This is a genomic window from Pseudomonas sp. B21-036 (assembly GCF_024748925.1).
Lineage (GTDB): Bacteria > Pseudomonadota > Gammaproteobacteria > Pseudomonadales > Pseudomonadaceae > Aquipseudomonas > Aquipseudomonas palmensis.
In genome coordinates, this window is sequence record NZ_CP087178.1 from 2,425,692 (window position 1) to 2,439,035 (window position 13,344).

The 13,344-nt window shown below is 61.7% G+C and carries 14 protein-coding genes; 7 read left to right on the top strand and 7 right to left on the bottom strand.

Features of this window, described 5'->3' with window-relative positions; translation table 11 throughout:
- Positions 1 to 30: 30 nt before the first annotated feature.
- The 6 genes from LOY33_RS10820 to LOY33_RS10845 all read left to right on the top strand — a co-directional run bounded on the left by LOY33_RS10820 (position 31) and on the right by LOY33_RS10845 (position 5,852).
- Positions 31 to 837, top strand: a complete 807-nt coding sequence (locus LOY33_RS10820) for an ABC transporter ATP-binding protein (protein ID WP_054914376.1) — start codon at positions 31 to 33, stop codon at positions 835 to 837.
- Between the two features lie 80 nt (positions 838 to 917).
- Positions 918 to 1,694, top strand: a complete 777-nt coding sequence (locus LOY33_RS10825; protein ID WP_116053755.1) for a transporter substrate-binding domain-containing protein — start codon at positions 918 to 920, stop codon at positions 1,692 to 1,694.
- Positions 1,695 to 1,730: 36 nt separating this feature from the next.
- Entirely contained in the window at positions 1,731 to 2,444 is a 714-nt protein-coding gene (locus tag LOY33_RS10830; RefSeq protein WP_043864005.1) for an ABC transporter permease, read from the top strand.
- Between the two features lie 10 nt (positions 2,445 to 2,454).
- On the top strand, positions 2,455 to 3,144 hold the full coding sequence (locus LOY33_RS10835; RefSeq protein WP_043864004.1) for an ABC transporter permease: 690 nt from the start codon (positions 2,455 to 2,457) through the stop codon (positions 3,142 to 3,144).
- 44 nt (positions 3,145 to 3,188) lie between these two features.
- Positions 3,189 to 4,370: a pyridoxal phosphate-dependent aminotransferase gene (locus LOY33_RS10840; RefSeq protein WP_043864003.1), complete on the top strand. Its 1,182-nt coding sequence runs from the start codon at positions 3,189 to 3,191 to the stop codon at positions 4,368 to 4,370.
- A 21-nt stretch (positions 4,371 to 4,391) separates the two neighbouring features.
- Positions 4,392 to 5,852 carry an aldehyde dehydrogenase family protein gene (locus tag LOY33_RS10845; RefSeq protein WP_258662607.1) on the top strand — a complete coding sequence of 487 codons (1,461 nt, stop codon included), beginning with the start codon at positions 4,392 to 4,394 and terminating at the stop codon, positions 5,850 to 5,852.
- Positions 5,853 to 6,167: 315 nt separating this feature from the next.
- Here LOY33_RS10845 and LOY33_RS10850 read toward each other — a convergent pair whose 3' ends face one another.
- From LOY33_RS10850 to LOY33_RS10880, 7 genes are all read right to left on the bottom strand, one after another.
- Entirely contained in the window at positions 6,168 to 6,476 is a 309-nt protein-coding gene (locus LOY33_RS10850) for a hypothetical protein (RefSeq protein WP_054914380.1), read from the bottom strand.
- Between the two features lie 32 nt (positions 6,477 to 6,508).
- On the bottom strand, positions 6,509 to 6,922 hold the full coding sequence (locus tag LOY33_RS10855; RefSeq protein ID WP_054914381.1) for a hypothetical protein: 414 nt from the start codon (positions 6,920 to 6,922) through the stop codon (positions 6,509 to 6,511).
- A gap of 51 nt (positions 6,923 to 6,973) precedes the next feature.
- Positions 6,974 to 7,582: a His-Xaa-Ser repeat protein HxsA gene (gene hxsA, locus LOY33_RS10860; protein WP_054914382.1), complete on the bottom strand. Its 609-nt coding sequence runs from the start codon at positions 7,580 to 7,582 to the stop codon at positions 6,974 to 6,976.
- Positions 7,579 to 8,808 (bottom strand): His-Xaa-Ser system radical SAM maturase HxsC, encoded by a 1,230-nt coding sequence (gene hxsC, locus LOY33_RS10865; protein WP_258662610.1) that lies wholly within the window; start codon positions 8,806 to 8,808, stop codon positions 7,579 to 7,581. Before hxsC ends, hxsA begins: the two co-directional genes overlap by 4 nt.
- 5 nt (positions 8,809 to 8,813) lie before the next feature.
- Complete coding sequence (gene hxsB, locus LOY33_RS10870) at positions 8,814 to 10,301, bottom strand: His-Xaa-Ser system radical SAM maturase HxsB (protein WP_258662612.1); 1,488 nt, start codon at positions 10,299 to 10,301, stop codon at positions 8,814 to 8,816.
- A complete protein-coding gene (gene hxsD, locus LOY33_RS10875; protein ID WP_054914385.1) occupies positions 10,298 to 10,597 on the bottom strand; it encodes a His-Xaa-Ser system protein HxsD in 300 nt (99 codons plus the stop codon). The genes hxsB and hxsD overlap by 4 nt, the downstream gene beginning before the upstream one ends.
- A 342-nt stretch (positions 10,598 to 10,939) precedes the next feature.
- Positions 10,940 to 11,854, bottom strand: a complete 915-nt coding sequence (locus LOY33_RS10880; RefSeq protein ID WP_043863986.1) for a LysR family transcriptional regulator — start codon at positions 11,852 to 11,854, stop codon at positions 10,940 to 10,942.
- Positions 11,855 to 12,052: 198 nt separating this feature from the next.
- Between LOY33_RS10880 and LOY33_RS10885 the strand changes: the two genes are divergently transcribed.
- Positions 12,053 to 13,075 carry a zinc-dependent alcohol dehydrogenase family protein gene (locus LOY33_RS10885; RefSeq protein ID WP_043863985.1) on the top strand — a complete coding sequence of 341 codons (1,023 nt, stop codon included), beginning with the start codon at positions 12,053 to 12,055 and terminating at the stop codon, positions 13,073 to 13,075.
- The last annotated feature ends 269 nt before the right edge of the window (positions 13,076 to 13,344 follow it).

The following is a 13,344-nucleotide window of genomic DNA, read 5'->3' on the forward strand; positions in this document are numbered from 1 at the left end:
GGTTGATCAACAACAATGGGACATCGAAGCATGATCCACGAAAAAGGGCTGCCAAGCGTGCAGTCGACCCCCGTCGTCGCCATCGATGACCTGCACAAGAGCTACGGCGACCATCACGTCCTCAAAGGGATCTCCCTGCGTGCCCATGAGGGGGACGTGGTGTCCCTGATCGGTTCCAGCGGCTCGGGCAAGAGCACCTTGCTGCGCTGCATCAACCTGCTGGAGATTCCCAACGCCGGCAGCCTGCGCGTGAACGACGAGGAAGTCAGGTTCAGGCAGGGGCGTGGCGGGGTGCGCGAGATCGCCGACCTGCGCCAGGTCGAGCGGCTGCGTGCGACCCTGAGCATGGTGTTCCAGAACTTCAACCTGTGGCCGCATCGCACCGTGCTGGAGAACGTGATCGAGGCCCCGGTGCATGTACTGGGTGAGAAGCGCCAGGACGCGATCGCGCATGCCGAGCAGTTGCTGGAGAAGGTCGGGCTGGCCCACAAGCGCCACGACTACCCCTCGTTTCTGTCCGGTGGCCAGCAGCAACGGGTCGCCATCGCGCGGGCACTGGCGGTACGGCCCAAGGTGATGCTGTTCGACGAACCTACCTCGGCGCTGGACCCGGAGCTGGTGGGCGACGTGTTGAAGGTGATCCGCGACATCGCGCAGGAGGGCCGCACGATGATCCTGGTGACCCACGAGATGGCGTTCGCGCGGGATGTCTCCACCCAGGTCGTGTACCTGCACCAGGGCCAGATCGAAGAGCAGGGCCCACCGCAACAGGTGATGCTCGACCCGCACAGCGAGCGGTGCCGCCAGTTCGTGATGGCGCAGAACAATCGCTCATAACAACACTATTCATCCGCGGGGGCGTGCCCCTGCATTGTCCGCTGCCAAAAACCAAACAATAGCTGCATAAGGACTGTTAAATGAAAAAGACACTCGTTGCTGTCGTGCACTCGCTCCTGCTGGCCGGGGCGATCAATGTCGCTCACGCCCAGGACAAGGTGGTGTTCGCGATTTCCCAGGAACCCTACCCGCCGTTTTCCTTCAGAAACAGCAATGGTGCGTGGAGCGGTTTCGAGCCTGACCTGATCAGCGAAGTGTGCAAGCGCATGCAGGCCGAGTGCTCGCTCAAGGGAATGGCCTGGGACGGCCTGATTCCGGCGCTGCGCTCCAAGCAGGTGGACGTCATCATGAACTCGATGTCCATCACCCCCGAACGCGAGCAGGTGGTGGACTTCAGCGACCCGTACATCGAGACGCCCGCGCTGTGGGTCGGGGATGCCGCCCTGGAACTGACGCCCACCCCGGAAGGGCTCAAGGGCAAGATCATTGGCGTGCAGGGCTCGACCAGCCATTCGGCCTACGTCAAGGAGTACTTCGGCAAAGGCTCGACCCTCCGCTACTACAACGACCAGGACGACCTGCTGGCCGACCTGCGCAGCGGCCGCATCGACATCATGCTGGCCGACAAGATCTCGGTGGAGCCGATGCTGGCACTGCCCGACAACGCGATGCTGGCCGGCAAGGGCATCGCGCCGGCCGACCCGCTGTTCGGCAAGGGCATCGGCGCGGCGGTGCGCAAGGGCGACGATGCCCTGCGCGAGAAGCTGAACCAGGCGCTCAAGGCCGTGCGTGAAGACGGCACCTACGACGCCATCGGTGCGCGCTACTTCAAATCCAGTGTCACAGCCGCCCAATGAGGCGGTTGAAACCTGCGCGGGTGATCGGGTGCCTGTATGACCATTTCTGAAATGTCCAATCTGCTGTTCGCCGAGGGCTGGATTCAAACCCTGGCCCAGGGCGCGGTGAAAACCCTGGGTATCTCCCTGGGGGCTTTCGCGCTGGGCCTGTGCATCGGCCTGCTCGTCGCGCTGATCAAGCTCAGGGGGCCACGCTGGATGGTCGCCTGTGCCAACTGCTACACCACGCTGTACCGCGCCGTGCCGGAACTGCTGCTGATCCTGCTGCTGTACTACGCAGGCACCGACCTGCTGAACCTGGCGATGGCCGCGATGGGCCGGCCCAGTGTCGAGATCAACGGTTTTCTGGCTGCGGTCGTGGTGCTGGGGATTGTCCAGGGCGCCTACTCGGGTGAGGTGATTCGCGGCGCCGTCGAGGCCATTCCTGCGGGGCTGGTGGAGGCCGGCAGGGCCTACGGCATGTCGCGGGCAAAGCTGTTGAGCCGGATCATCCTGCCGTGCATGTTGCCGTTCGCCATCGCGGGCCTGTCGAACCTGTGGCTGGTGCTGGTCAAGGAAAGTGCGCTGATCAGCGTGGTGGGCTACAGCGAACTGCTGACCGCCGGGCGTCAGGCGGCGGCCAGCACCAAGCACTACCTGCTGTTCTACCTGGTGGTCGCGGCGTTCTATTACGTCATCACCCTGGTTTCCAGCATGGTGTTCCGCAAGTTCGAGGCCGGCTTCGAACGCTGGATGCCCAGGAACGTATAAGGGGACGATCATGGATTTGACTTGGCTGAATGATTTTTCCAGTGAACTGCTGCGCGGTGCCGGCCTGACCGTGCAGTTGCTGCTCATCTCGGCAGGCTTCGGGTTTGTACTGGCCATCGCGATGGCCCTGGGGCGCCTGTCCAACAGCGTCGTGCTGGCCAACGCCTGCCGGTTTGTCAGCAGCGTGATTCGCGGCACGCCGCTGCTGGTGCAGATCTACATCCTGTATTACGGCGTCGGCAGCGTGCTGGCCAGCTACCCGCTGATCAGGGGCGGGGTGTTGTGGCCCTACCTGCGCGAAGGGTTCTGGTATGTGGCCCTTGCACTGACCTTGAGCGTGGGGGCGTATGTGGGCGAAGTGCTGCGCAGTGGCCTGCGCGCCGTACCCAGGGGCGAGCTTGAAGCGGCACGCGCCTATGGCATGCGCCGCGGGCAGATCCTGCGCAGGGTGTGGTTGCCGCGGGCATTGCAGATGGTCAGGCCGACCCTGGCGGGGGAGAGCGTGATGCTGCTCAAATCCACGGCGCTGGCCTCCACCGTCGCGGTTACCGACCTGCTCGGCGCCGCCAACATCGTGCGTTCGCAGACCCTGCGGGTCTATGAGCCGCTGCTGTTGGTGGCGATCACCTACATCGTCCTGGCCCTGATCATCGAAAAGAGCTTCAAGTTGATGGGCACCACCTCGCAGCGTCGAGTCTAGTGGCTAACGTATTGGCGTCGGTCTGTACGCCACAAGGAATTCAAATGAAGTATTCATCTCTGGTTCAACGCATCAGCGGCGAGAGCGTAGCCGCATGGGACATTCACTATGCTGCCTGCCAGGCGCAGGAGCGGGGCGAGAACGCGATCATCCTCAGCATCGGCGACCCCGATTTCGCGACGGACGATGCGATCTGCGAGGCCGCGATCCAGGCCCTGAAGGCCGGCGATACCCACTACACCCCGGTAGTGGGCCGGGAAAAGCTGCGCGAAGCCATCGCGGCCAAGCAGCGCAAGCTGCTGGGCATACCGGTTGCCGCCGAGAACGTCGCGCTGGTGGCCGGTGCGCAGAACGGCCTGTACGCCGCAGCCATGTGCCTGTTCGAAAGCGGCGATGACGTGCTGGTGCCCGAGCCGATGTACCTGACCTACGCTGCCAGCGTGCAGGCATCCGGTGCGCGGCTGGTGTGCATCGAGCAGCCTGCCGAGAAAGACTTTCGCCTCACGGCCCAGGCGCTTGAAGCCGCACTGACCCCCAACACCCGTGGCATCGCCCTGGCCACGCCGAACAATCCCACCGGCAACGTCTACACCCGCGAGGAGCTGGAGGCGGTGGCGCAGGTGGCCCGGCGTCACGACCTGTGGGTGATCTCGGACGAGGTCTACTGCCAGCTGACCTACGACGCGCCGCACATCAGCATCGCCAGCCTGGAGGGCATGGCCGAGCGCACGGTGGTGCTCAACAGCCTGTCCAAATCCCACGCCATGACCGGCTGGCGGGTCGGCTGGGTGGTGGCGCCCACGAGCCTTGTCCAGCACCTGGACAACCTGCTGCTGTGCATGCTCTACGGTCTGCCGGGCTTTGTTCAGGAAGCCGCGCTCAAGGCCATCGAGCTGGACGATGAGATCGTCGCCTCGGCCCGCGAACTCTACACCCGCCGCCGTGACCTGATCGCCCGGGAGCTGGACGGGGTGCCGCTGATCAAGGGCAAGGTGCCCGAGGCGGGCATGTTCATGCTGCTGGACATTCGTGCCACGGGCCTGTCGGGCGTCGATTTTGCCTGGGCGCTGTTCCGCGAGACCGGCGTCTCGGTGCTCGATGCCCAGGCCTTTGGCGCCAGTTGCGCGGGCTTCGTGCGGGTGTCGTTCACCGTCGCCGACAAGGACCTGCTGGACGCCTGCCAGCGGATCCGCCAGTTCATCGAGAAGCTGCAGGCCGGCCTCTGAGCCGCTTGCGAAGGAATGACGATGCTCCCTCCTGAATGTTCATCCGAAGTGCTCGCCGGCGTGCTGATCGGCGAGCAATGGTTCGCCGACGGCCCGCCGCTCGAGGTCATCAACCCCTCCACCGAGGCGCTGATCGCCACGGTAGGCGGGGGCAATGCTGAAACCGTCGAGCTTGCGGTGCAAAGCGCCGCTGCAGCGTTTGCGCAGTGGTCAACCAGCACTGGCGCGTTGCGTGCCCAGGTGTTGCGCCGCATTGCCCGGGGCATACAGCAGAACCGCCAAGCCCTGATGACGCTGCAATCGCGCAACAACGGCAAGCCATTGGCCGAAGCGGGGCTGGACGTGGACGACGTGATAGCCACCTTTGACTATTACGCCGACCTGGCCCAGGGCCTTGACGCTGCGCAGGACCGCGATGTGGAGCTGCCTGCCAGCGACTATGCCGCGCGCTTGCGCCGCGAGCCGTGTGGCGTGGTTGCGCTGATCGTGCCGTGGAACTTCCCCATGGTCACCACGGCCTGGAAACTGGCGCCGGCCCTGGCGGCGGGGTGCACGGTGGTGCTCAAGCCATCGGAGGTCACGCCGTTGCCGGAGCTTGCACTGGCGCGGATCATTCTCGAGGCGGGCCTGCCGGCGGGCGTGTTGAACATCGTGTGTGGTACCGGCCTGGCCGTGGGCGCACCCTTGTCGGCGCACCCGCAGGTGGCCAAGATCTCTTTCACCGGCAGCAACGCGGTGGGGGTTCAGGTAATGCAGCGCGCGGCAGAGACAGTGAAGGGTGTCAGCCTGGAGCTGGGCGGCAAGTCTGCGTTGATCGTGCTGGAGGATGCCGACCTGGAGCTGGCGGTCGAGCTGACCTGTGGCGGCGGCTTCTACAACGCCGGCCAGATGTGCTCGGCCACCAGCCGGGTGCTGGTCGCCGAGCACCTGACGGACGCCTTCGTGGCAAAGGTCAGGGCCCGCGCCCAGGCGATCACCGTTGGCGACCCCTTTGTCGACGGGGTGCAGATGGGTGCGCTGGTCAACCGTGCCCAGTACGAGCGTGTGCTGGCGCACATCGCGCGCGGGCTGGCTTCGGGCGCCCGGCTCGAGTGCGGCGGTGGGCGCCCGCAGGGCTTGGCGCAGGGGTTCTACGTTGCGCCGACGGTGTTCACCGACGTGGCGCTGGACAGCAGCTTGTGGAACGAGGAGATCTTCGGCCCGGTGATCTGCATCCGCCGTTTCGGCACCGAAGCCGAGGCCATCGCGCTGGCCAACCAGGGTGATTTTGGCCTGGTGGCCACGGTGGTCGGCCGCGACCGCGTTGCGGCCAACCGGGTAGCGGATGCCTTGCAGGCCGGCATGGTCTGGATCAATGCGCCTCAGGTGATCTTCCCGCAGACCGCCTGGGGTGGGTACAAGCAGAGCAGCATCGGGCGCGAGCTCGGCCCCTGGGGGCTGGCAGCGTTTCAGGAGTTGAAGCATGTGGTGAGTGCTGGTTGATTGGGGGGGCTGATGGCGTGCTGTTGCGTCGATGATTCACTGCATCGGCAGCTTTGAGGGGCTGCATCCTGTCGCTCGGTTGCCAGCTGGTACTGGCGGTCCGTCTGTGGCTTGTCGTGATGTGGCAGGCCGGCAGGAGGCTGTTGCAGGCTGTCAGGGGGGGCACAGAACATTTTTGACAAGGCTCTAGGCAGGCAGAAAAATTTAAATGAGTTTGCAAAGTGTCTAGAGAGTCCGGGGCGATTAAGTACCTCTTGTTCTGCCAGCTCAGGCAGATGACCCCGTGGCGGCCCTTCAAGCCACCACGCGTTCAGCTTATTTAGTTGGCACGAATGGCGAATCAATCGGCTGGCAGACAATTCGCCACATCCCGCGTACGCCGTCTTCGACCCAAGTGCCTTCCAGCACATTCGAGCCTTCGAAGCGGTGCAGCGTTGCTCTACCGTCGAAGCCTTCTGCTTGCAGTTCGTAATGCCCCGGGCCTTTTGCCTGGCCTCGGTATTGCCAGGTCTGCCCCGCGTCGTCATAGGAGACGGTGATAAACTCGATGTCGATCGTAACCTTGCAGGGTTGATCGAACGAAGCGGCACTGCCGGGGCGGAAGGTGTCCATTTTGGCGTACATGTTGGCGTCCTTGTAAAGATATCAGCAGCGGTTCAGGGCAGCAGCCAAGTGCTGTTTGGGGTGGTTGACCGGATGCCGACTGCCTGGCACTGCTCCAGAATCGGCAGAATGTAGGTGATGTTGGTAGGGCCCGGCTGGCCTTCTGCTCTATAACGAGCCGCCCGGCAGAGTGGGCCAGCTTCTTCGTAGTTGTGATTGGAGCCGATTTGCACAGCGTGTGCTTGGCCGAAATGATTGTTACCGGCGAGGTAGTCCAGCGTTTGCTGAAAAGCTGCTCGAGTCAGCGCCAACTGCGAGTCTTCCGATCCGGTCTCAATCACAACACGATTTGCATCAACGGTCGTGATCCGGAAACGGGCGCGACGCGACGGTGTTTGCAGTTCCTTGCCTTGTAGGCGGCTGATCAATGCCCAGAGAGTGTTGTCGACTTGAATGATGTGCTGCATTGGATAACTCCTTCGTTGCTGAATGGACGCTAGCTTTAGCCCTGAGGCGACTTATGGAATCTTGATACCCAACGCATTCAGCGATGGCGTATCCATCCGACCATTCACGGTCAGCCCACTGTCCATCTGAAAGGCCATCAGCGCACCACGTGTCGCCTTGCCCATCACCCCATCAATGGCGCCTTGGTAATACTGACGCACCATCAGCGCGGTCTGCACACGGGTGACCAGGTTGCTTTTCTGCTCATTGGTCGCGCGGCTCTTTGAAGTGCTCGAACTAGTCCCGCTGGTAGTGCCAGTCGACTGATAAAGGCTGTTGCTGCTGGACGTGCCGCTCGAAGCACTCGGCGCGCTGTAGCTTCGGGTGCTGGTAGCGGGTGGGCTGTAGTAGCGAGGTGCGCTATAGCCACCCGAGCCGCTGTAGTGAGAACTGTGCGAGCTGTGGGACCGGTGTGAACTGTGCGAGCGATGTGCCGCATAGATGTTGACGGTGTCTGGCGCATTGAGCGTATCGGCAAATACTGGGGGCTGTAGCTTGTCGTTGGGTTGCCAGTTCGCATCGGCGAGCGACAGATGGCCTGCCTGTGCCAGGGTGGTACCTGCCATTGGCAGCAAACTGATCCCACTGATCAGGACTTTCCAGCGGTCGAGCAATTTCACTGTGCACTCCTTGCATAGGCGCTAAAGGCCTCGGTCGATAGTAGTTGTATGCCGCGGCTCTGCCAGCGGTCGGTGTGCGATTTGAAGAAGCCAGAGCAATGTTTCACCGCAGCGCATTGCTGGCAGGTATCGATGAACAGGTTCTTCCAGTCTGAGATGCTCTGGCGGGCGAAATGCGAGAGGTGTGCCGGGATCAGGCACAGGGGCAAGTTGTAGATCGAAACCGGCACTCCGCGGTTGAACAGGAAATACACGGCCTGGCTCAATGATTCCTGATAGTCCAGCGGGTCAATCCACAGTTCTTCGTAGTTCTTCCTGGCCAGGCCGGTACTTTCGATACCCATCAGTGCAACGTGCCGCACGAAGGGCAGGTTCCTGAACACGTAGTGGGCGAGTTCTGGCAAGCGTGGCGTGGTCAGGCGGTTGAGCACCACGCGTACCTCGATGATCTGGTTGGCGCGCGCCAGATTGTAAAGACCTTGCAGGGTTTCGCTGAACGCGCCTGGAGCCTGCACTACATGGTCATGGTCTTCGGCATTGTCGGCATACAGTGGGATGCCCCAGCTCAACTGAGGGTGGCCGATTGCAGAGAGCGCTGCGATCCAGTTCGTGTCGTGGAACAGACGCCCGTTGCTGAGCACATGAATGGATTTCTGCGGCAAGACGGCTTTGCACTTGGCCAGGATTTCGAGCAGGCCGTCGCGATAAAGCGTTGGTTCTCCGCCGCTGATTCCCAGATTTTCCTCGCCCGGGTCCATCAGGTCGATCAGCCGTAGGTTCTCTTCGATGTGCCAACGGTCATCGATATCTTTGGGCGGCTGCGAGCACATCAGGCAGAGGCTGTTGCAACGATCGGTCATGAACAGCAGGTTGCTGTCTGAGCCTCGTCGATAGAGCACTCGCACCATCGCGTTGCCTGGTGTGATGGCAATGACATCGCCGGGCTGCACGACATCCGCATCTTTAGGGGTGTGCAGGTGTGGCCGCGCGCTGTCGAAGTCGCCGATCAATGGCTCCGGGATCAGGAATCCACCCACTGGTAACGAGAGCAGATGCGGGCTCCGTAGCCGTTCTTCGTTTGGCAGCCAAAGCAGCAGGTCACCGAACTCAGCACTTCCGGCACAAACAGCCAGGCCTTGTTCGATGAACTCATCCAGAGTGATGACCTTGAGCAGTTTCGGCTCATTCAGGTTATGGATTTCGAAGTGGGTATCTTTTCGCAGCATCGCCTTCAGCCCTTGTACCCCGGGAACCGGACATCACTGTAAGAGCGCCTGTTCAACCAAGACAGCAGCACCCTCTGCACGTTGTCGTCGCCATCGCGAAGCAGGCCGAAAAGATGCTTCAGCAGCCCCATGTTCTTCTTGCAGAAGCTGCTGAACACTCGGTGTCCGATCGGGTCAGCTTGGCGGGCATAGTGTTCGATGGGGTCAGCGCCACAGTACGGGACAAGTGCGCAATCGGAGCAGCCCGGCAGCGCCTCTGCAACACCACTGGCGAGCAACGCATTCATGACGGGCGATGTGAGTAATTCAGACAAGGGTTGCTGCACGGTGCCGAGCCTCAAGCCTTCTTCACCCATCTCCAGCAGCATTCGGGCTTCGTCCGAGGGATAGACGTAACCGTCATAGTTGTAAACCAGCGCCGCAGTGCCAGCGCCAGCAGGGGAACGCAGGTCTACGTAGCCGGAGGAAAAGGGTGTCAGGATATTTTTCAGCAACAGGCTCGTATAACTTTCGCAAAGGTATACGCCCTGTTGATTGATATTCAGCAAATAGGCCAGTGCCTTCTTGTAGAAGACTAGGTATCGCTCAATAGGGTAATCAAGTCGATGGGCACTCTTGGTGGCAAAGCCATAAGGGCTAAGAGGCCGAAGCGAAATGCTGGAGAAACCCTGGCTAACATACTCATCGATGATCGCTTCAGGCTGTTCGAGGCTTCTGGAAGTCAGCGTGGTCAGCGCGGAAACTGCATCTTGGCCAAGGCGCTCACGGACCCACTGGATGCCTTTTACAGTGCGTTCGTAGGAGTCTCGTGACGGGGTAGGGCGGTTGGCATTGTGCAAGGGCGCCGGCCCATCGAGCGAGGTCGAAAACTGGATGCGATGTTGTTCTGCGAAGTCGAGTATTTGCTCCGTCAGGTGGTGCAGCGTGGTTGTAATGACGAATTGGATATCCCGCTGTTCGACCACGTTCCGTTCAACGACCCATTCGACAATCTGGCGGACGCGCTCGAAGGCCAGAAGCGGCTCGCCACCCTGAAACTCCACAGTCAGTGCGGGAGCGTTCGATTCGAACAGGCGATCGACCGCCGCCTGCGCATCCGCTTCCGACAGGTCGTGTCCGGATCCTCCCAGAGGGGCCCGCGACACCTGGCAGTACTGACAGGTGTGGTTACAGCGCAATGTAACCACGAACAAGTGCAGTGCAGGGCCCTGGAAGAGGAAGTCCTTGCGGCTGCGATACTGCGCTGCCATTTCCGGGAACGGGTCGTGGCAGCCTGGTTCGTAGATGAAGTGGCGGGCCAGCAGGTCCTTGTAAAAAGGCGTACTTGCTTGAACGTCGAAGTAACTGAGGGCTCGTAATTGCGCGTCGTTCACGTGCATGTACTCACCGGTATCGGAGGTGAGCAGGATGTCACGGTCATGTCCCGTGTTCATGCGCATGAATCGAAAAGGCAGCAAGCGGTAGTGCTTGGCGTCTGTCGCAATCAGTGTCACTGGGAAATCCCACATCCAGCGAGCGCGGCTCGGGCCAGGACTTCGCGCAGCCCTGCTGTTTCGCGGTTGATATGGTCGCGTAGGGCGAAGTCGTTCAGATGCTGAAGGATCTGCGAGTGGGCCTGCTCCGGGGAAAGCATTAACCTTGCTTTAGCGGGGTGGGCCATGAGGCTTATCTGATTGGCTTCAATGCCGACCTGGATCGTGAAAGTATCGGCAAGGGAATAAGCGGTGCGTTGTACCACGTTGAGCGGGTAGGCTGCGCTGTCGAGTTTCAGCGTGACTGGCCATGTCATCGGAACCGGTCCTTCAAATCCTTTGGGGGCGTGTGGATTTTGCCGATTGAAGAGGCATTATGCCATCATAATTTTTTACATTTGCACGCATTTGTTCAGCGTGGTGGATGGCGCGCTCACAACGACTCGGCCATTGATGCGGGTAGGGGCGGGGGCTCATATCCCTTCAGTCCATTCATCCTCATTAATAGCCTGCTTGCCGCCAGACTGGGGGCATCCTTTTCAAACCATCCAAAGCATGCCCTCAAATATGCCCAAAATGTAGCAATTAGCTGGAAGTAAATGGCTCTTTGAGGCTCGAAAAAAGTAGAAATGACCAGCTAACAAGCATGCGCGAAGCCCCTAAAGACTGTCAGGGTCGCCAAAGAACATCTGAATCCGCGACCGTAACCACCGCTCCCCCGGATCATTGTCCTGCGACCCGCGCCACGCCATATGCAGCTCGAAGCTCTGCACCTCCAGCGGCGGGTCTTCGGCGCGCAGGCCGCCGGCGGCGGTCAGCTGCTCGGCGGTGTAGTCCGGCACCGTAGCGAGGATGTCGGTGCCGGTCAGCAGGCTGCCCAGGCCGTTGAACTGCGGCACGGCCAGCACCACATGGCGCTTGCGCCCCAGCTTCTCGAGGATCTCGTCCATGAACCCGCTCAGGTCGCCGGCAAACGACACCAGGGCATGCGGGCGTGCGCAGAATTCATCCAGGCTGAGGCTGCCCGGCTTGCTGTCGGCACGCAGCACCTTGGGCCTGCTGCGGCGCAGCACCTTGCGCTTGGCGTTGGCCGGCAGGTCGCTGGTCCAGCTCACGCCCACCGAGATTTCACCCGACGCCAGCAGCGAGGGCATCAGCAGGTAGTTGACCCGGCGCACCACCAGCACGATGCCCGGCGCCTCGGCGCGCACACGTTTGAGCAGTTGCGGCAGCAAGGCGAACTCGGCGTCGTCGGAGAGGCCGATGCGAAACACCGCCGTGCTGGTGGCCGGGTCGAAGTCGGCAGCGCGGCTTACCGCCGTGGAGATGGAGTCCAGCGCGGGGGAGAGCAGGGCGAAGATCTCCACCGCCCGCGCCGAGGGCTCCATGCTGCGCCCGGTACGCACGAACAGCGGGTCGTCGAACAGGCTGCGCAGGCGCGACAGCGCCGCACTGATGGCCGGCTGGCCGAGGAACAGTTTTTCCGCGGCGCGGGTGACGCTGCGCTCGTGCATCAAGGTCTCGAACACGATCAGCAGGTTCAGGTCGACGCGACGCAAGTCGTTACGGTTCATCGGCTTCGCTTCATAGGTCTGGTCGGGGCAGGGGTGAATCTTAAGGGCAAAGACGGTACCCTGCACCGCATAAATTGCGCAGCAGGCGCTATCACCAATCAATGACAGGCATGTTGACTATTAATGGCCACTGATGGTCTAACCGCTATAGCCCCGATAGAGTTGCGGGTATTAGAGGTTCACTAGGCGAGGTTTGCGATGTCCCGCATGATCCGTTTTCACAAATTCGGCCAGGCCGAGGTGCTCAAGTGCGAGGACGTGGCCACGCCGCAACCGGCTGCCGGTGAAGTACAGGTGCGGGTGCAGGCTATCGGCATCAGCTGGTACGACGTGCTGTGGCGGCAGAACCTGGCGCCGTCCCATGCGCGCCTGCCGGCCGGCATCGGCCACGAAATGGCCGGTGTGGTGACCGCCCTCGGCGCCGGCGTCGACGACCTGGCCATCGGCGACAAGGTCGCCAGCTTTCCGGCCACCAGCCCCAACGAGCACCCGGTGTATGGCGAGGTCATCGTGTTGCCGCGCAATGCACTGACCCGCTACCCCGATATCCTCAGCCCGATCGAGGCCAGCGTGCACTACACGCCGCTGCTGATCGCCTATTTCGCCTATGTCGACCTGGCCCGGGCCAAGGCCGGGCAGACCGCCCTGGTCACCGACGCCAGCCACTGCGCCGGGCCGGCCTTCGTGCAACTGGGCAAGGCCCTGGGCCTGAAGGTGATCGCCGCAACCAAGGACAGCGCCGAGCGCGACAACCTGCTCAAGCTGGGGGCAGAGAAGGTCATCGTGACCGAAGAGCAGGACCTGCTCATGCAGATCAACAAGTACACCGACAACCGTGGCGTGGACATGGTGCTCGATGGCCTGGGCGGCCCGCAGATGTCGTTGCTGGGCGATGTGCTGGCGCCACGCGGCAGCCTGGTGCTGTACGGCCTGCAGGGCGGAAACCAGACGCCGTTCCCGGCCTGTGCGGCGTTCCAGAAGAACATCCAGTTCTTCGTGCACTGCGTGAGCAACTTCACCGGCAAGCCGGAGCTGGGCATCACCCAGGACCAGGTGGCGCTGCAGCGCGCACTGCGCGATATCAACCAGTTCACCGCCGACCGCCAGGTATTGCCACACATCATCAAGGCCTACCCGTTCGACGAGGTCGTCGCCGCACACCGCCACATGGACGAGTGCCCGTGTGGAGGCCGCGTGGTACTGGTGCTGCCTGACGCCTGACAGGCTGCGCGACACGCCAAGCCCGAGCCGAGTCTCGGGCTTTTTTGTGGAAATTTCTTATTAAAGTTTCAGATGTTTCCTATTTAACTTGTGCGGACTAAGTACGGCGCTTGCGTTATGTTGTGGGCGTGGGAATAAAGACTTTCCGGTGTCCGTAAAATTACATCTTCGCGTGGAAGGGCTGCTGTTTCCTATGGGCGTCGGGCACTGTCGTGCCTAAGGCGGCGCTGTTCATCCAACCATCAATCATCTCAAGGAGCGAGATATGG